We start from the raw sequence: 18,442 nt of genomic DNA on the forward strand, positions 1-18,442 counted from the left end.
AGTATTGCACGATAAATCTGCGTCTATCAACACATTTTTTTATAAAACTCTAGCACTTGCATGAATGTTGTAAAGTGGATCATGTAACTCGTATTTCACCGTCACTTTAGAACGATGGAGGGTGCTGCATGAAAGACGTTATCCGTATTCAAGGCGCAAGAGAAAATAATTTAAAAAATGTGACATTAGACATTCCAAAGCATCAGCTTATCGTGGTTACGGGTCCTTCCGGCTCGGGTAAATCAACACTTGCTATGGACATACTGCAGCGGGAATGCCAGAGGCAGTATGTGGAGTCTAGTGGAATATCCGCCGAATCCATTGCCAAGCCTAATGTCGATTCGATTACTGGACTTGCACCGTCTATCTCGATTGGACAGCATGTGACGAACCGCAATCCTCGCTCAACTGTTGGGACGATTACGGATATGTACACGTATTTGCGGACAGTCTATGAGAATAAGGGAGTTAGGACATGTCAGTTCTGTGGAGAGAGAATATCTCCTTCTCCCGTACTCGTTGCGGGTGAGTCAATGAAGTGTCCAGCCTGCTCACAGCCATACATGCCACTGACGAAGGCGGATTTCTCCTTCAATACACCAAGCGGTGCGTGTTCCACGTGCAGTGGTTTAGGAACCATAGTCGATATTCAAGTTGAGGCTGTATTCAACAAGGAGAAAACGATTCGTGAAGGAGCCGTAACCTTCTGGTACGCATCCCTAACTGATTATCAAGCCAACATTATTGAGGCGGCAGGGAAGCATTATGGCTTAGATATGAGTGGGCCGCTGCGCAGTTTCAGCCCTGTACAATGGGAATTATTGAAGTATGGGGTGGAGAGCGAAGCATTTGCATGTCACTTCCCGCATATTGAACCGCCCAAAACAGTTGGCAAAGGCCGATTTAAAGGTGTACTAACTGCAATGTGGCAGAAGTACAAGGAGCGGGATGGGCAGTCAAGCGAGGCGGCTTATTTTACGACTCAATCATGTCCCGATTGCAGGGGAGATCGTCTGAAGTACGAGAGCAGATCAGTTACCGTCGAAGGCTGTACCCTGCCTAGCTTAGCGAGATGCTCGTTAGAAGAGCTGAATGATTGGTTGCTTGCCGTTCATGCGAAGTCTCGTATGGAAGGCGATATGATCCTTCTTGCCGTACTCGAAGAACTCCTTGGTAAAATAAAGCGCGTCATTCTTGTAGGACTTGGCTACTTATCGCTCGACAGACAGATGATCACATTATCAGGAGGAGAAGCGCAGCGACTACGGCTAGCATCGATCCTTGGATCTGGGTTAACTGGTGTACTGTATGTCCTTGATGAGCCGACCACCGGCCTTCATCCCAAGGATACAGATGGTCTGATCGAGGTGATGAAGGAATTGCGCGATATGGGTAATACTGTACTCATGATCGAGCATGATACACGTGTGATGCAGCAGGCGGATCACATTATCGATATCGGTCCAGGGTCAGGTCGGTTCGGAGGAGAGATTGTTGGGCAAGGTACGCTTAAGCAACTTATGGAACAGACTTCATCCGTGACTGGACATTATGTTAGAGCGCAATCACGTCTTCAATCCAAATGCCGACAAGGCAATGGGGATGTTATCTCCATTCATGAGGCAACCCTTCATAACTTGAAGCAGGTAACCGTGTCATTCCCATTAGGCAGTCTGATCTCGGTATCTGGAGCCTCAGGTTCTGGCAAGTCGACACTCGTATTCGATTTGTTGGCAAATGCCAGCGGCACTGGAGGCCGAGTTGAAGGCTGCCGGGAAGTCACAGGGCTGAATAAAGTTAACAGCATCATTACTGTAGATCAATCTCCCATATCGCGAATGCAGCGCTCGAGTGTGGCAACTTATACAGATCTGTATACCTTGCTTCGCAAGGTGTTCGCCTCACTTCCAGCAGCGAAGGCACGTGGCTTGAACGAGAAATATTTTTCCTTCAATTCACCGGGCGGAAGATGTGAGCAGTGCGAAGGACTCGGAATCGTTGAAGTCGATATGCACTTCCTCCCGCATCTGCGTGTGCAATGTCCAGCTTGTCATGGCAAGCGGTTTATTCCGGAAGTCCTGGCCGTTACGTATGAAGACTACACCATAGCTGACATCTTAGAGCTCAGTATTGAAGAGAGTTTATCACTATTTAAGGGCCACCCAAAAATGGCGAAGCTGCTTAAGCTGTTGTGTGATGTTGGTATTGGCTATCTCCAATGGGGACAATCTGTAACAACGCTTTCCGGTGGGGAAGGGCAGCGCTTAAAGCTTGCTAGGGAACTGAGTGCACCTGCTAACGGTCACACCCTGTATCTGTTGGACGAACCGTCTTCGGGTTTGCATCCGCTCGATGTACACAAGCTGTATATATTATTGGATAAGCTTGTAGATGCCGGAAATACCGTAATCTTGGTCGAACATAATACTGATCTGATTGCAGCATCAGATTGGGTCATTGATATGGGGCCAGGCGGAGGCAACTCTGGAGGTCAGGTCGTAGCGGCAGGTACACCGGAGCAAATCGTTAGCTCTGAAGCGTCTTGTACAGGAACCTATTTATCGATATAGATATAACTGCGCTAGGGTAGTGTCATATAACAAATACGCAGTCAATGGATTTTAGTTGGATGCGAAAAACGCCAGCCAGATCCATGATGTGATCTGGCCGGCGTTCTTCAGAACCCGAGTTAAGTTTGTCTGATTTATTCCTTGGGTCTGCTTGTATACCTGCTTACGTCACCAGGCTAGGACAATCCTTCTTATTTCTTTACAGCCGTTTCAGCAAACTTTATCAAATCTTCTTTGGTGAGCGGGTTGCCCGGATTGGTTGTGATGCTATAAATATGATCCTGATCTGACCATATCAGCTTGTTTCGAACCAAGCCAGGGATCTTCTTGCCTTGTTCGGCATCGACTTCAGTTGATTTAATGTACCGGTATCCGTTGTTTGCCGTTTTTCTGCCAAGACTGTGCGCTACTTGCATTTCTAAATTGTCTTTTCCGTTTACGAATGTAAGATTGATTTCGCCCATTTCGTTCCAGTCGAATTTTTTGTAATACACGCCTTTTCCTTGAGCTTCCGCTTCCGCTTTCACTTCTCGTTGAAATTCCTTAAGATGCTTTGCAATCGGGGGTTGGATGTTTCCATTCTCAAATTGATAACCTTCAGGCAGACCTACCGGCTTTTGAAGCACAGGACCCTGCAGTTTGCCTGCCTGGTTTAAATAATCATCATAATTTGTGAATTTGAACATATCCAGATAATACAAGAATGCAGATCCGCCATTGAGACTTGGGTCACTTACGTACAAGAGGTACGTATCCCCTGTATTCTTTCCAATCTCCCCATTTACTTTCTGGGAGAGTTCAGCTTTTGCCGCTTCAACAGCTTCCTTACCAACCGCCGGCGTTTTCGATTCAAACTCCTGTGCGGAGTTTGTTTGGTTTGCAAATGCCTCCGTCATATTTGCGGTGCCAAACAACAACGCGATACCCGTTGCGACAACGGCTGCCTTCTTTACGTATTTCATGTGAATATTACTCCTCTCATTTATGCAAGTTTTATTTTTTTGTGAAGACCGGACGCTATCGATTGGGATCCCTTTGTGCCAGCTTCTGTGATATAAACACAGCTCAGGAAAATTTGGTTCACTATTTCGAGCAATATCAGAAACAATAACAATGCGTAATGAAAATCACACTTTGTTTTGCCCCTTTGGAATCGGCATTAATGACATTTTTCAAGCGATTATAATCTATAAACACAATTGAAAGACCGCTTACGCTCATGGAGCGGTCTTCGTCATTTTCTGCCAAAATTCTTGAGTGACATGTTAAAATAGAAAAAGACATATAAACGTAGTAGGATAATTGTCATTGCAAACCTTTGGAATGAGAGGAAGGCGAGATTCAACTGTTGGTTGGAATAAAAATAACATTGTCAAGTTGCATGAAAAATCAGTATGCTTAATTTTACTTGAAACGATTAGGACTTTAGCCCCGTACTAACAACAGTAGGGGATATTACCTAGCGCATTGGCCGATGAAACGAATATTGTATTGGTAGCATATTCCACCATTTCGTGTGAAGGGATGCGGCAACAAAAAAACGTCTATACCTGAGAGCGGAATGAGTACATTTCTATAACAGTTGGCTTCCAAACAGCAAATGTCAACATTACCAAAGTGTAATCATTCGCAACACGAAATAAGGTAAAATGAGATTTACCAATCAATTTATAGAAAGAATTTTTCCGGATAGGAGTAGATTATGTTTCAAAACATCATTGATTTTCTAATGGACTATGGGATATGGGGGCTAGTCATCCACTCTTTCGCAGATGCAGTTATTTTTCCTGTACCAGCCTTCTTCCTGCAGGTGCCATTAAGCTTACTGGATCCATCAAATGCCTTATGGCTAGCAACAGCAGGATATATTGCATGTCTGCTCGGTACTCCAGTAGGCTACATGATCGGTAAGCTGTTAGGCCACTCCGTCTTGGAGAAAATCCTTAAAAAATCATGGATTGACGGCGCCAATCAAATGTTTAAGAAAAATGGAGAAACTACGATTCTTATTGGCTCTTTTACTCCAATTCCGTTCAAAGTATTTACGATTCTATCCGGCTGCATGAATTTCCCGCTATGGAGACTTATCGGATATGCAGCAATCGGAAGAGCAGTTAAGTTCTATGCAGTAGGTCTGCTGTTTTATTTGTATGGGAGATCTGCAGAAGGAATGGTTAAGCACGTCTCGCTGTATATCTTCCTCATTGCTGTTCCAATCTTGGTTATCTTTTTGATTATTCGCAAGAGAAGAAGAAACAAAGCTGCAGCAAAACTAGAACAGACTGAAGCCAATACAACCTCAATCAGCGATTAAACAGCTTGTAAAAAGGTCGACCCTATGGGTCGGCCTTTTATTATCTTCATCAGTCGTATGAGAGTACCTTACATAGTAGGTTGCATATAGCGTAAATCCAGTTGGGCTTCATTCCAAATGGGGAGCAATCTTTTTCCGGTGTCCATCCTGCTTAACTTCATCGAATAAATTCTCTTCTTTCTGGGGCTGCTTCGGAACAGTCTTGTTCCATGCTTTCATGATCCTTTCTAATTCTCCGATCGTCACAGGCTTAGCATGTCGTGCTAACTCATAACCGATATGACCGCTCATCTCGATAGTCGCCGTTTTCACTTCCGACAACGATGTAATTCCCTTTGTTCTTAATTTTGCTTCTAGCTGATCGACAGTTAGCCGCAGCTTTTTGAGACTCTTCTCAACAATAACCCCATCCTCAATTACTACCGTTGATCTCCCCACGAACCACTTCTCGACCCAATTGAACTTAATGGCAAGGAATTGAATGGTGAGGAGAAGAGTGACAAAGATGCATAAGGTTATCAATGTTCGCAATAGACCGTCCCCTTTGACAGCATGTCCAATCATGGAGGCCATCGCGAGCAGCGTAATAATCTCAACGCCAGTCATTTCTCCGACCGTTTTTTTACCGAGAATGCGCAGCAGACAATAGCCAAAGCTGAGAACAATGACTGCTTCCCAAATGAATGAGAAATCCATAGCATACTACCTCCAGACCCTGTCAATGATGGGAAGGCAACATATGTGCGTTCCACTGTGTTCCAGACATGAGTAGTATGCATATTTGTTCAAATTTTACTCGTAAGGTTGATGTCACTCATTCATTCATTCATTCATTTGCGTTGATTGGAGAAATGCACGGACACAGTGCTCGCAGACACATGCCTTTCTGCGCATTTCTGACGGAATCTTTTCCAGCAATGCTTTCGGCACCGATAGAGTCATACACCAGCATTCCTGATGGGGGCGGCCTGCCTGGTATGCGCAGTGGTTCTCATTGCCGCACAAGGGACATATTTTCGGATCGATTACTACCTCAGACATGGTAAACACCTGCTTTTGTAAGTTTAATAGCGAAATTGATGCTATACAAGATAATAGCGTATCAGTGAGCATTAACCCAATATATTTCATCACAGCGCACAATTTCATAAAGAAAATGAAACTGTTTCCTGTGTTGAAGCATCTAATTTGATAGAAAGCCCGAGCTGCGCTTGCTAACTCGCAAACGTACCACGTTTATATAATCATGGCAATTACCTTTAGAAAGAGGGATAAGGTGATCAAGCGAATAAAGTTGCGCACATTATTGATTGGAGCCATCTTTACAATCTTTTTCGGGGTCTTTTTCGTTCGGCTGTTCTGGTATCAGGTTATCAATCAATCGTTCTGGATGGAGCAAGCGAGAGATTCGTGGTCCGTGAGGAAGGAGCTGACTCCTATCAGGGGAACGATCTATGATCAGAATGGCGACGTATTGGCCATGGATGCCCGTACTTATACCGTAGCGATAAGCCCCAAGGTGATTCAGGAGCTCCGCAAGAAGGGCGATCTGATCGAGAAACGGATTGATATGGAGCGCATCATCGTAGACAAGTTGCATGCCGTACTGAAAAAGCCTGAGAATGAACTCTTTGAGCTTACACGAAAAAGGAGAACAAAGGACGGCAAAGACGAATATTATCCTCAGGTCGAGGTGCGCAATGAAGGATGGAAGTTGGACGACGAAACAGCCAAGAAATTGCGCGAATTTATCGAGGAATTAAAAGATATGACGAGATTGCGTGACGTCGGACTTTACCTGCTGCCCGAGATCAAGCGGTTCTATGCGAAGAATGCGCTGGCCTCACACGTTCTTGGATATATGGATAAGCAGAACAATCCCATCGGCGGGATTGAGAAAATGTACGATGAACAGCTTCGAGGCACTGTCGGTTTCCTACAATATGAGAAGGATCGGTTAGGAAATAAGCTTCCCACAGCATCGGAAGTATTTCAGCCTTCCCGGGACGGCAGCAACATCTACTTGACGATAGATAGCACGATCCAGCAATATATCGTGAATTCGATGCGCGAGGTGTATAACAAATATACGCCCAAAAGCATGACAGTCATCGCGGCCGATCCGAAAACGGGCGACATCCTGGGACTGGCCAATATGCCGGATTTTGATCCGAATTCATATTGGAAAGCCAAGGACCTATCCGCTTTTTATAACCATGCAGTCCAATCGCGTTATGAGCCTGGGTCGACGTTCAAAATCGTGACGCTGTCGGCAGCCGTACAGGAGGGCATCTTCAATCCGGATGAAAAGTTCGTGTCTGGCAAAATCATAGCCGGCGGAGTACCCATTGGCGACGTGAATCAGACATGGGGAACGATCACTTATTTAGAGGGTTTGAAGCGATCCAGCAACGTGGCATTCGTCAAGCTAGGCTACGAGAAATTGAAGGAAGAGAAATTGAAATCGTACATCGAGAAATTCGGCTTCGGCAAGAAGACTGAGATTGAAATGCTTGGTGAGAACAGCGGACTGATTCGCTTTGAATATGCGGCAGATGTGGCCGCTGCTTCATACGGCCACGGGCAGGTGCTGGTGACGCCGATCCAGCAGGTTATGGCCGTATCGGCAGTGGCGAATGGCGGTAATCTAATGAAGCCGCATCTTATTCGTAAAATCGAAGATACCGTTAGCGGTGAGGTGTCGGAGCGCAAGCCGGAAATCGTGCGCGAGGTTATCGATCAAAATGTAGCCAAACAAGTAAGTGAATATTTAGAGCAGGTGGTTGCCGATCAAGAGATCGGTACAGGTAGACATGCCTATATCGAAGAATATCGCGTCGCAGGCAAGACAGGTACCGCAATCAAGGTTATTAACGGGGGTTATAATCAAGACCGCGCGGTCGTATCGTTTATCGGCTTCGCACCCGTAGAAGATCCGCGGATCGTTCTGCTCGTCGTGGTCGATGATCCGAAAGATTTTTACCAAGGCGGCGGTTTCGTCGCTCCTTATATGTTTAAGGATATTGTATCCCAATCCTTGCGTTACATGGGGGTACCCTCCTCTTTGCAGTCGAATCCGAAGTCTAGTGGTAACAAGCTCGGCTCGCGGCCGACCGTACCGGCACCCGATATGCAAAACATGAAGGTGCGCGATGCCAAGCAGCAGCTTGCAGAACAAGGTATGGTATTCGATACGATTGGCCCAGGAGATACAGTGAAACGCCAATATCCAAAGCCGGGTGATCCGATGGCTGTCAGACAGCGCATATATTTGCTTACGGATGACCCTGAGAAGCTGCTACTTCCGGACTTTAAGGACAAATCGCTGCGTGAAGTGATGGAAATTACTTCGCTTCTCGGATGGAAGGTACGCGTCGATGGCGAAGGATATGTAGTTGAACAGAAGGAAAGCAGTGAAAACGGCGTGCACGTCCTTCATGTGAAGCTGGAACCGAAGTATCCGGGAGGATGATGTGAAAACGGAATCACGCCACCGTGTTCTGGGATCCAGGAACAAACGCTCTGGGATTAAATCATGTAAAAGTGTAAATTGGTTTGGGTAATGAATCCACAAGAAACAACTCGAAGAGCCTGAATCCTTGAAGGTTCAGGCTCTTCGAGTTGAACATAGCGATAGTTGTACGTGACACGTATCTCTTACCACAGTTTACTTCTGCTTGCGAGAGAACTCCTTAATAATCGGGTATGTTTTTAGCTTTTTGAGAATCTCTGTCCGATCGATTAGATGCCCATTCATGATGACCGCATGGATTTGGGTTGTGTTGCGGATATCTGCGAGCGGATTCGCGTCTAGCAGGACGAGATCGGCTAGCTTTCCTACCTCTACCGTGCCCTGCTTATCCTCATTTTCCAAATAGCGAGCCGGATTAATCGTGGCAGCCTGAAGGGCTTGCAGCGGATTTAGTCCCGCTTTGACTAGCAGTTGAAGTTCTTCATGCAGGCTAAAGCCATAATATAGATTTGGCATCAAGTAAGTAGAATCAGTGCCAGCCATAATCGGTACCCCAGCTTCATTCATTTTACGAACTAATTGCAAATTGTTCTGTTCCAGCTCCTGATGGATAGCAGCCCCTCTTTTATCTTTGTGCCATCACCCTTTACTCCAATGTGTAGCACACCTAACAGATGGCTCAAGGTGAATATACTCGTTCATTTGTCATCCGGCATAGTGACGAAATGTCATATGACATTTCATCATATTATGTTATCCCGTCTCCAAAATAAAATAAATTCCCAAAACTCTCCCTTTCTTTATTGTCACACACTTCCGTATTTATCCATTAACAAGTCTGTAGACATCAGTAAAAATCTAGGATTTTGCTTTGTACAGGTCTTAAGTGGATTGGATACGGACAAAAAATGAATAGGCATTTGGCCGATCCATTTAAAAGCACGATATAACGGATTATGGATCTGTACGATATCGAATCCCAAATGCGTGCATCCTCGATGCAGCATCGTAATACCGATAATGGCCTTAATTTCACGGAATTTTGGATGGGCTTGAATATGCCGACACACCCCAGGCAAGGACTGCTCTACTGTGCGATAAATAATTCGCCCCTTCTTTACACCATTCTCCATATAAAAAATTTCCGTAAGTAAACGAACATTATGAAGATGTATTTTTACCAATAGATCGCTATGTTCGATGCGTGTCCCGTCAGACAGTATGATTGTCTTGCCTCGATACCGGAGTAATCTTACCCTGAAGATATTCGAACGTGATTGCTCAGGAAAGGTCAGTCGCGTTAACGAAAAATATATCGGATCTAACATACTCCATACGAATAATATCAGCATTTTTAGTTTCATATGGTCTAATTTCCCCTTAACGTAATTAATGATAATTTGGATTAAACAAAAGGATTTTATCCACAGGTTGAAGTTGCAGCGAATATAGGACTTTACTTGATGCATATCATGTGCCAGGTAATAGGATTAATTAGTATTGTGAGATGATGATATGGAACTTAATAAGGAGGGAGCGAATGGCTGCAAAATTATCGAATTCGCAGCGAGCCGCGCTGCATTTTGTGACTACCTATGCGAGAGGCCGAAAAATGAACGCACAGCATACGATAGCGGGCATATTACAAGGTTCCGCCATTTCACAATCCGAATATGACCAAGCTGTACGAATGATAAAGTCATATGCTAGAGTTGCCCTACACTTCCACCCGGACAGACCTGACCTAAACATGAAAAGTGTTGCTGAAGCTCTTTTGGAACAAGGATTGTACAAAAGCCAATTTGAAACGCTTCTATCCAATGGAAGTGTATCTGCTTATCCTGGAGGTGAACGCGATCTTTGGGAGAAAAAGTTGTTTGGCGGTGCCTATCAGCTCGAAGGCACGAGCAATAGCGAGCGTCCCAAATATGGGGCGCTTAACCTTATGCTTCATTCTGACGGGCCCGCTCCTCGATTTGGCTCGTGTTATTTCCTCTTGTCACCCAAAGTATCAACGCGGTGTACCTTCACATATATGGATTCCCATCTAGATCCGTTGGAAATGGGAACCTATGACGAGCTTGATGATATATTGGCGGCTCTCTTAACAGATGCATATCGCAATAACTGTGCCATTGGGGACAAAAATCTTAGTCCAAGCAAACTAATTAATCATTTACGATGCAGGCTGGCATGTTCATTTCCCAATCCTTCCTGCAGAGAACCGAGTCGCAATCTGGATGAATATATTGAAGCGCAGATTCATGGCGACCTTTCACTACAGGATGACGTTGATATACTAGTCGCTGATCCCTCCTTCATACATACCCACATCGGCAGGACACTGGAGGAAATATGCCGTAAGTATGCAATTGCGCTTTACTGGCATAGGGGATTCTCGTTGTTGGCACATGAGGTGCCTAGTGGCTTTAGAGGATCGGCAATGCCATCATTAGCAATGCGCATTGCTAATGATGGCAGGGTAGATGCCAGCGTGATAGGCGATGCTGTCATGGAATTAAGGAGCGACCCGACTAAATGGATGGATCGTGGCAGCGATAAGGAAGTACTTCAGGAGTTGAAATTGCTGTGGCATGTACTTGTGAGATATGGGGAGCCCATGCTGTAGCGCTACCTGTTTTTTGCTCGACGGAAAGAGATGAGTTGCAACAACTATCGGTTTTCTTTATACTATTAAGTAACAGGGGAGGTGGCAAGGGATGGCAAAAAACTTTGCCAGAATCAGCAACGACTCATGCAAAGCCTGATTTAGGGGCGATACTTTGCATGGGGCTGGACAATACGAAGAATGATTGTCGCCCAAGTACGCTTATATCGTTTCTAATAATGGGCTTTGCACCTTATTTCTTCAACTATTCAAAATAAGGAGCTGTAAAGCATGACAACACCATTTATTAGAAACCACCAATATAATTTGATTAAAAAGCAAGCGACTTTGCTTCAACATACTTGTCAGACAGTAGCGGATCACAAGATTGTTGATACAGTACGATACAGCGCGTTCACCAAGATTACAGAGGCGTTCCAGAGTGCAGAAGAGCAGCAGCTTCGTCTGCTTGAGCGGATTACGACACTCGACAAAACGGAAGAATTCTCTCAATTTCTGCTTTCTCTTGAACCTTACCTGATTGAGTTCGAACAGGTAACTGACAAGCAGCTGAAGAAGCTCTATCCGAAGAGTAAGAAGCTGAAGCTTCCGAATATGGAGGGACTGGATCTCCGCCATACGACGTATCTTGGATGGACGGACATTGGAACGAATCGCATGTATCTGATCCATCAGTTAGACGGACGACTTGTCGGTATTGAGGGGAAATTCACCCAAGCAAAGAAGAAGGGTACGTGCTTCCTATGCAATCGACAGGAAGAAGTTGCCTTATTTACAGCGGAAACGAAAACCAAACCAGCGAATGCTACGCCTGATTATTACAAGGCCATTGGGAATTATATGTGCATGAACAGCCATACCTGCAATCAGAACATTACGGATACGACAGCGTTGGAAATGTTTATTCGCAGCATTATTGGTTAAGTTTACGAGATAAAGAAGAAGAGGATGTCCATTCGGATATCCTCTTCTTCTATTCTCATGTTGGATGCCCTATTCTTGGGTTAACACACTTGTTATTTCCGCGGTGCATTACTCTTTAATACAGAGGCTACTTTTTTGAACTGGATATTTTCTTGGTTCATTTTGACCATCTGATCTTTAAGAACCTCTGCTGTAATTCTCCCGCCAGCGCCGACATGCCCAATTGCAATACATACATCATGACGGCGGAAATGCTCGCGCATTAGCATGAACTGCTTATGAACAGCCGCCTTCGTATGTACATCATCTAGGAAGATGTGATTCTCTAGGCTGGGAACCTGCACCTCGCTTGCGATCTTGCCAACAATGCTGCGAAAATTAGTATGGCTGTCTACGAAGAAAAGCCCACGTTCTTTGCACACTTTCAACACATTTCGCATAACACGCTCATCAACTGTAGCCTTAGAACCCATATGATTGTTCATGCCTATGGCGTGGGGGACATTATCGATAGCTGCATGTACCCGTTTCTGAATTTCTGCATCACTCAGATCCGTTGTTATTGCTCCAGGCCCAAGCCAATGTTTCTTGCCTGACAATGCTTCCATCGGCATATGAACGATAACATCATGACCTGCAGCATGCGCACGCTTCGCGTCTTTTTCTGTACTTGGCATGAAGGGCATAACAGCAACAGTTACTTTATAGGGCAGCTCCATAATCTCTGTAGTACCCTTGGCGTTATTCCCGAAATCATCAATAATGATCATTGCCGTTTTTTCTCCGTGCTGCCGATCGGATAAGGATTGTACGTCAACAGGGAATAACGGCAAGCTAAGGAATGCCACTATAAGGCTAAGGGCAATCCGGCATGACAAGCGTTTATTTACATCTTTCACATCAGCACCTGCTTTCTTGCTTGCTTCAATGATATCCTTGCTTATCATTGTTCATCGAAAACGTACAAACCATGCTTAATATTTTTTAGCAGAATCAGTTATTCGATGCAGGGCATAGTAAAAGGGTGCTGTAATTATGTATTTCACGAGCAGGGTGCGAAGTTTATGTGGTCGAAGTGACAAAAGGAAAAAGAGGGAGGTGTTTGTCGTTAACATGTATAGATGGTTTGTTATCCCTATATTCGTTATCGTTTGTATTGCTGTATCCTCCATACCGCAATACGCATTCTCCGCAGAACAGCAAACAGTAGATAATGAGCTTACAACATTTATTCAGCAATTATTTGCGAATCGAGCCAAATATTTACTTCGTCAGGAAGATGGGCTGCTCCGCGATTTTTATATGCCTGAACGCGCATCAAGCATGAGGGCGATGAAGCATGAACAGATGCGTGCACAATATGTACAAACGTGGGTGAAGCATAGGCAACTTCAATTGGCGGATGCTGCTAGCAGCCCAAGAGTAATTCGGGCGAAAAAACGTAATGATCAGGTATTTGTCTCCGCTGTAGATTCATTGCGTCTCGGATATACGTACAATCAACCGTCAAGTCAAGTCGAGCACTTCGGGATAGGTACGCGGCATGCCCTTACCCTGATAAGGAAGAATGGATCGTGGAAGGTACTGCGAGAATGGTACTTAGATCCACTGGAAGAGAATCCTGATCTAATCCCGAAATTAACCGAGTTACCGCGCAATTCAGCGTCTAATCGGGTTAATGACAAGACAAACCAAGCATCGGGTCTACATTCAACTTCAACTCGCTACAACCGTGATAAGGCTATTGATTATGCGAATAAATACGCAGGAATAGCTTGGGGGGCTGGTAACAATCATCGCTACAACCCCAGATATCGGGATTATACCGGGCAAGGAGGGGATTGTACGAATTTTGCTTCCCAATGTATTGGCGATCAAGAAGGCGGCGGATTGCGCATGAAGGGTGGATGGCATCACTATCGCTCAGGAGGCAGTAAAGCATGGGTACAGACCGATGCTTTCAAAAACTTCCTCATATATAGCGGGTACGGCAAAGTCATCAAAAAAGGAACCTACACTACAATTGTCCAGACCAGCAATCAGCATCCAAACGGCGCTTGGGCTGGTCTTAAGGCGGGAGACCTGATTGGGTACGAGCTTAATGGCGATATCGATCATTTTTCGATTGTAGTTGGCTTTGATGCTCAAGGTTACCCACTCGTGAATTCACACACTGCCGATCGTTACCGAGTGCCTTTTGATCTAGGCTGGGATAAATATACGATGTACTGGCTCATCCATATTCGTGATTAGCTTGGCAGAACTGGTCAGCACTTCGGCACATACCTCGTCCACTCCGATCATACAATGATGAGGACAAGAAGGAGTGGTCGGAAGGTGAACGAATGTTGTTGTCATCACTCGTAAAGCAAACTGCACTTCGAAGTGCAGTTCTCGTCATTGGTAAAGGAATAGGCCTTGCAGGCAGAGTAGCCATAACAAGAATGCTCGGTGCAGAAGGCATTGGGTTATACCAGATTGCCTATTCCTTCTTTGGCATGGCCTTGATGGTTATTTCCGGAGGGTTGCCTACTACGCTCGCCTTATTCACAGCGAAGCAGACTGATCGAGGTTGGAGGGTATTCCAGCTTTTATCCGTTTATACTGCATTGATTGGGATGGGGCTCGCATTTTGGACACAATACTATGCGAACAACATTGCTGTGCTAATTGGAGATGTTGAACTTGCATGGGCGCTGCGAGCCCTAGCTCCGGCATTAATCGCTGTACCACTACTCCAATTAGCACGCGGTTATATGCAGGGAATCCGCAGCTACGAAGCGATTTCCTTGTCCGAATTAACGGAGCAAGCAGTGCGGATTACGATACTGATTACCTTCGTAAGCCTGTACGCGGCTCAAGGAGTAGGTCGAGCCATAGGCTACGGGTTGTATGGCACGACGATTGCAGCTATTGCTGCGTTTTTGTTTTTGACGATATATGCATCTTCCACACGGCGTGCAGCGATAATGATCACATATTCCCCATTGAGCAAAGAAGGGTTAGGCCTTTTTCTAAGATCCTCCTTCGTAATCGGTTGCACGCGAATGCTTGTACCACTTTCAGACTTCATTGACTCCATCCTTATTCCAAACAGACTACAGGCTGCAGGGTATTCTATACCAGATTCAATCGCGATGTATGGCATTATTACAGGAATGGCTGCTGTCATCGTCTATATGCCGACGATGATAACGGCCTCTGTCTCTTATACGGTAACGATGAAGATAGCAGCGAAGCACGAAGCAGGCATGGAGAGCGGGCGCGATATCGAACGAATTCTCCGATTTGTCTGGACATGGGGAATCATTAGCGGACTTTTTATTTTTCTGTATGCGAAGGAAGCGGCAATACTCCTATTCGGCGTGGAAGCTGCAGCAGAGCCTATTCGATACCTATCTGCAATCCCTCTTATTGTTGGGTTGCGTGAACTTACCACGAGTATTCTGTGGGCCCAAGATCGCAAACGGATTCCATTAACGGGACTTGCACTGGGAATCGGCCTATCCGTCTTGCTTCAATTCGTTATTGTTGCAATTCCAGGTTTTGGGTACAGAGGCGCCGCGATTGGAATTCTTCTTATGGAAACGGTAGCCGTTCTGTGGAATTTGCATGCGCTTCGGAATGCTAACGTAACCTTATTCACAATTAAGTGGGTAGGATGGGATCTCATATTGTTTTCTTGTATCATGTTTGTACTCATATCGCCCTTTATTAAGGAAGGGCAACTAACATTGATTGTTCTAAGTGCACTTTTCTATTGGATAAGCGCAGCTTTCCTTATCGCTATAAGATACAGCAAGTAGAAATTTACTGAATGAAAGCGAGTTAGGGGAGTGTTCCATATCATGTTAGAAATTTACACAGGGGCTTGATTTCGTTCTCATCAGGACTACAGAAAGAATGGGAGTAAAAATAAGTCATCAATGAACCCAAATGGGATTCGGCGAGGGAAAAAGCGGCGTCTAGGGAAAAAACCAGGCTGAAACCCAAATTGTCTGTAAACGGAAGGTTGTGTTGGCATGCCGCTCATTTGCGTCATCATTTGATCACTTGGAATGGCAAGTGTTAACCCATCTTGATCGACATGGGAGATAAACCCATCATGATACATATTGTCTTTGGTACGAATACCTACATAATTGTTTACACAATTCCAACTCACTTGATGATAGTAATTAGGATCCATAAGTGCCTCCTTGTAAATATCAGTCATCTCAGCATCAGTCTATCCGCGAATCCCCATATTGCTCACGGCTATAGCCCAATTTCAATAGAAACAATACAATTCCATTCTCTTCTGTCACAAACAGCTGTGCTATGTCGTTCTATGTGCAAATCGATTTTAAGGAGAGAAGCACATGAGAGAACAGACATGCATCATTATTGGAGGCGGCTACGCCGGATTGAATGCTGCACACGCGATGTCAAGTAGTATGAAGGGCATGAAAGACTCCTCCCTTCATATTTTTCTTATTGACCAGCAAGCACATCATTTGCGTAAAGTACTCCTGTTTAAGCCTGCTGCCACAGACTCGGCCATTACGGTTCCATGGTCGGATGTATTACCGAGCAGAGTTACATTCATTCAAGGGAGTGTTACTTCCATAGGAGCCAACAAGCAAGTACTATACAAAGGCCGGGATGGCCAATTACATCGTATCTCATATGACTTTCTCATTGTTGCTCTTGGGAGTACTATTCGTAAACCGGCTGAAGAACAAGGAGGAATTGCGCTTACCCATGAACATGCAGCATTGCAGATCCAACAGCAATGGCGAAGCAATATGCAGAAGGCGGCAGGAAAACAAGATCAGCTCGAACGCAAGCGTCTCATGTCGGTTGCTGTAGTAGGAGCAGGAATTAGTGGCATTGAGACTTCTGCCGAATTAGCTTACGCAATGCGGATGGAGGCTATTGAGCTCGGATTAGCTGCGAGTGACGTTCGAGTTTCTTTAATAAATGCGCAGGAGCGGTTATTCACCGAAGGCCCCTTGAAGGTAGCTGCCAAGTTGGAAGCTGCACTGAACGAGTTAGGTGTTGCTGTAATTCACCACAGTCGAGCAAGTCATGTGAGGGATGGAAAGCTGCACTTTGTTGGCCGCGAACCGCTGCCAGTTGGCGTATGTATTTGGACACTGGGCCTTCAGCCTAATCCAGTCCTTCGCACCTTGGGTTTACCCGTAACTGATGATGGGAAAGTCATCGTAGATGCAAGCTATCGAGTTCCTGGTTTCCCAGGTGTATATAGTATCGGTGATTGTGCGCATATCGTTGATCCGAAGAATGGTAGTCCAGATCGTATGACATGCAAGGAAGCTATTCCACAAGCAAATCGGCTAGCCAAAATCATAGCAGCAGACATTGCCCATCGTCCTGCACCATTACACCAGTCTTATATGGAGTTATTTTGTATTGGCCTAGGTCCAGAACGTGGATTGGTGTGGTGCCGACAATGGGGAATAGATTTTGTATTGACAGGCAAGCTCGGATGGAAGATACGAAAGTTCACCTGGGATTCTGCTAGTTTGATAAAATAATGGCATCAATTGTGATTACAAGGGAGAAGGACAATATGGATACGACAGAACTTTATCATCAATATAAAGCACTGCTGTTCACACTTGCCTATCAGTTGACTGGTTCAACTGTTGACGCAGAAGATGTCGTGCAAGAGGTATTCGTCAAAATCCATAAGTTGAACGGAAATGAGCTTGAACAACCGAAGGCATATTTGTGCAAAATGGTTACGAATCAGTGCTATGATTTGCTAAAATCGGCTCAGCGCCGACGAGAGCAATATTTCGGTACTTGGCTGCCAGAGCCTGTTGCGACAACCTACGAGGATCCGATGAGTTCAATTGTACGTTCTGATTTGCTATCCTACGCGATGCTTGTGCTGCTTGAACGATTAGCGCCTGTGGAACGCACGATCTTCATCTTGCGTGAAGCGCTCGGGTTCGACTATCCCGCAATTGCACAAATTGTGAATAAAAATGAGGTGAATTGCCGCAAGTTGTTAAGCCGAGCCCGCAATAAGATGGGAATTTCGGAGGAGGAGCCTATCCCTCATGAGCTGGCTAGTGAGGAATGGGTAATGCGTTTATTACAAGCACTGAGGTCGAATAGCGTGGATGCCGTCGTTTCTATGCTGCATGAAGATATCGTTGTTCTGTCTGATGGAGGCGGCAAGGTGTCGGCTGCTGCACATCCAATTACAACGCCAGAACGAGTCGCACAATTCCTCATCGGACTTATGAAGAAGACTGTCCAACAAGAGAACCTGTTGCATTATGAAATTACCTCTATTAATGGGCAAGCGGGAGTGATCGTCCATACCGATGGACGACCCGACACCGTTATCCTGCTTCATTCGGAGGGGGCTGCCATTCGCAATATCTATTTCGTACGCAACCCAGATAAGCTTGTACGACTCTAATAGTGGATGACCCCTCTAATATAAGACTGAGAGCCGATCGACCGTTGTTAAAGAATTTACAGTAGTTGATTCGGCTCTAAAATAATGAGGACTT

General features: G+C 45.2%; 16 protein-coding genes. 9 read left to right on the plus strand and 7 right to left on the minus strand.

The window, feature by feature from the left end; all coding sequences use genetic code 11:
• Window positions 1-128 precede the first annotated feature (128 nt).
• A complete protein-coding gene (gene uvrA, locus RQP50_RS15230; protein ID WP_315745915.1) occupies window positions 129-2,570 on the plus strand; it encodes an excinuclease ABC subunit UvrA in 2,442 nt (813 codons plus the stop codon).
• 191 nt (window positions 2,571-2,761) lie between these two features.
• Here the strand turns inward: uvrA and RQP50_RS15235 are convergent, their stop codons facing one another.
• Complete coding sequence (locus RQP50_RS15235) at window positions 2,762-3,532, minus strand: hypothetical protein (RefSeq protein ID WP_315745916.1); 771 nt, start codon at window positions 3,530-3,532, stop codon at window positions 2,762-2,764.
• Window positions 3,533-4,272: 740 nt separating this feature from the next.
• Between RQP50_RS15235 and RQP50_RS15240 the strand changes: the two genes are divergently transcribed.
• Entirely contained in the window at window positions 4,273-4,884 is a 612-nt protein-coding gene (locus tag RQP50_RS15240; RefSeq protein ID WP_065290902.1) for a YqaA family protein, read from the plus strand.
• A gap of 108 nt (window positions 4,885-4,992) precedes the next feature.
• On the opposite strand, the gene RQP50_RS15245 is transcribed toward RQP50_RS15240, so the two are convergent.
• Both RQP50_RS15245 and RQP50_RS15250 read right to left on the minus strand, forming a co-directional pair.
• Window positions 4,993-5,580 (minus strand): DUF421 domain-containing protein, encoded by a 588-nt coding sequence (locus RQP50_RS15245; RefSeq protein ID WP_174810448.1) that lies wholly within the window; start codon window positions 5,578-5,580, stop codon window positions 4,993-4,995.
• Window positions 5,581-5,706: 126 nt separating this feature from the next.
• Window positions 5,707-6,033 carry a cysteine-rich CWC family protein gene (locus RQP50_RS15250; RefSeq protein ID WP_311279648.1) on the minus strand — a complete coding sequence of 109 codons (327 nt, stop codon included), beginning with the start codon at window positions 6,031-6,033 and terminating at the stop codon, window positions 5,707-5,709.
• A 127-nt stretch (window positions 6,034-6,160) separates the two neighbouring features.
• Here RQP50_RS15250 and RQP50_RS15255 point away from each other — a divergent pair, with 127 nt between their 5' ends.
• Window positions 6,161-8,356 (plus strand): penicillin-binding transpeptidase domain-containing protein, encoded by a 2,196-nt coding sequence (locus tag RQP50_RS15255; protein ID WP_315745917.1) that lies wholly within the window; start codon window positions 6,161-6,163, stop codon window positions 8,354-8,356.
• Between the two features lie 195 nt (window positions 8,357-8,551).
• On the opposite strand, the gene RQP50_RS15260 is transcribed toward RQP50_RS15255, so the two are convergent.
• Window positions 8,552-8,941, minus strand: a complete 390-nt coding sequence (locus RQP50_RS15260; RefSeq protein ID WP_315745918.1) for an amidohydrolase family protein — start codon at window positions 8,939-8,941, stop codon at window positions 8,552-8,554.
• 221 nt (window positions 8,942-9,162) lie between these two features.
• A complete protein-coding gene (locus RQP50_RS29335) occupies window positions 9,163-9,825 on the minus strand; it encodes a YkoP family protein (RefSeq protein ID WP_394358399.1) in 663 nt (220 codons plus the stop codon).
• A gap of 71 nt (window positions 9,826-9,896) precedes the next feature.
• Here RQP50_RS29335 and RQP50_RS15270 point away from each other — a divergent pair, with 71 nt between their 5' ends.
• Window positions 9,897-10,985, plus strand: a complete 1,089-nt coding sequence (locus RQP50_RS15270) for a DUF3626 domain-containing protein (protein WP_315745919.1) — start codon at window positions 9,897-9,899, stop codon at window positions 10,983-10,985.
• A 270-nt stretch (window positions 10,986-11,255) separates the two neighbouring features.
• On the plus strand, window positions 11,256-11,909 hold the full coding sequence (locus RQP50_RS15275) for a FusB/FusC family EF-G-binding protein (RefSeq protein WP_315745920.1): 654 nt from the start codon (window positions 11,256-11,258) through the stop codon (window positions 11,907-11,909).
• Between the two features lie 92 nt (window positions 11,910-12,001).
• Here RQP50_RS15275 and RQP50_RS15280 read toward each other — a convergent pair whose 3' ends face one another.
• Window positions 12,002-12,808 (minus strand): divergent polysaccharide deacetylase family protein, encoded by an 807-nt coding sequence (locus RQP50_RS15280; RefSeq protein ID WP_394358400.1) that lies wholly within the window; start codon window positions 12,806-12,808, stop codon window positions 12,002-12,004.
• Window positions 12,809-13,022: 214 nt separating this feature from the next.
• On the opposite strand from RQP50_RS15280, the gene RQP50_RS15285 reads away from it, so the two are divergent.
• Window positions 13,023-14,162 carry an amidase domain-containing protein gene (locus RQP50_RS15285; protein WP_315745921.1) on the plus strand — a complete coding sequence of 380 codons (1,140 nt, stop codon included), beginning with the start codon at window positions 13,023-13,025 and terminating at the stop codon, window positions 14,160-14,162.
• Between the two features lie 92 nt (window positions 14,163-14,254).
• On the plus strand, window positions 14,255-15,715 hold the full coding sequence (locus RQP50_RS15290) for an oligosaccharide flippase family protein (protein ID WP_315745922.1): 1,461 nt from the start codon (window positions 14,255-14,257) through the stop codon (window positions 15,713-15,715).
• 86 nt (window positions 15,716-15,801) lie between these two features.
• Here RQP50_RS15290 and RQP50_RS15295 read toward each other — a convergent pair whose 3' ends face one another.
• Complete coding sequence (locus tag RQP50_RS15295) at window positions 15,802-16,098, minus strand: phosphatidylinositol kinase (protein WP_072729582.1); 297 nt, start codon at window positions 16,096-16,098, stop codon at window positions 15,802-15,804.
• Window positions 16,099-16,270: 172 nt separating this feature from the next.
• On the opposite strand from RQP50_RS15295, the gene RQP50_RS15300 reads away from it, so the two are divergent.
• Window positions 16,271-17,449, plus strand: coding sequence for an NAD(P)/FAD-dependent oxidoreductase (locus tag RQP50_RS15300; RefSeq protein WP_315745923.1), 1,179 nt, complete (start codon window positions 16,271-16,273; stop codon window positions 17,447-17,449).
• A gap of 35 nt (window positions 17,450-17,484) precedes the next feature.
• On the plus strand, window positions 17,485-18,348 hold the full coding sequence (gene sigJ / locus RQP50_RS15305; RefSeq protein ID WP_315745924.1) for an RNA polymerase sigma factor SigJ: 864 nt from the start codon (window positions 17,485-17,487) through the stop codon (window positions 18,346-18,348).
• The last annotated feature ends 94 nt before the right edge of the window (window positions 18,349-18,442 follow it).

It is taken from the genome of Paenibacillus suaedae (assembly GCF_032337355.1).
GTDB lineage: Bacteria > Bacillota > Bacilli > Paenibacillales > Paenibacillaceae > Paenibacillus_B > Paenibacillus_B suaedae.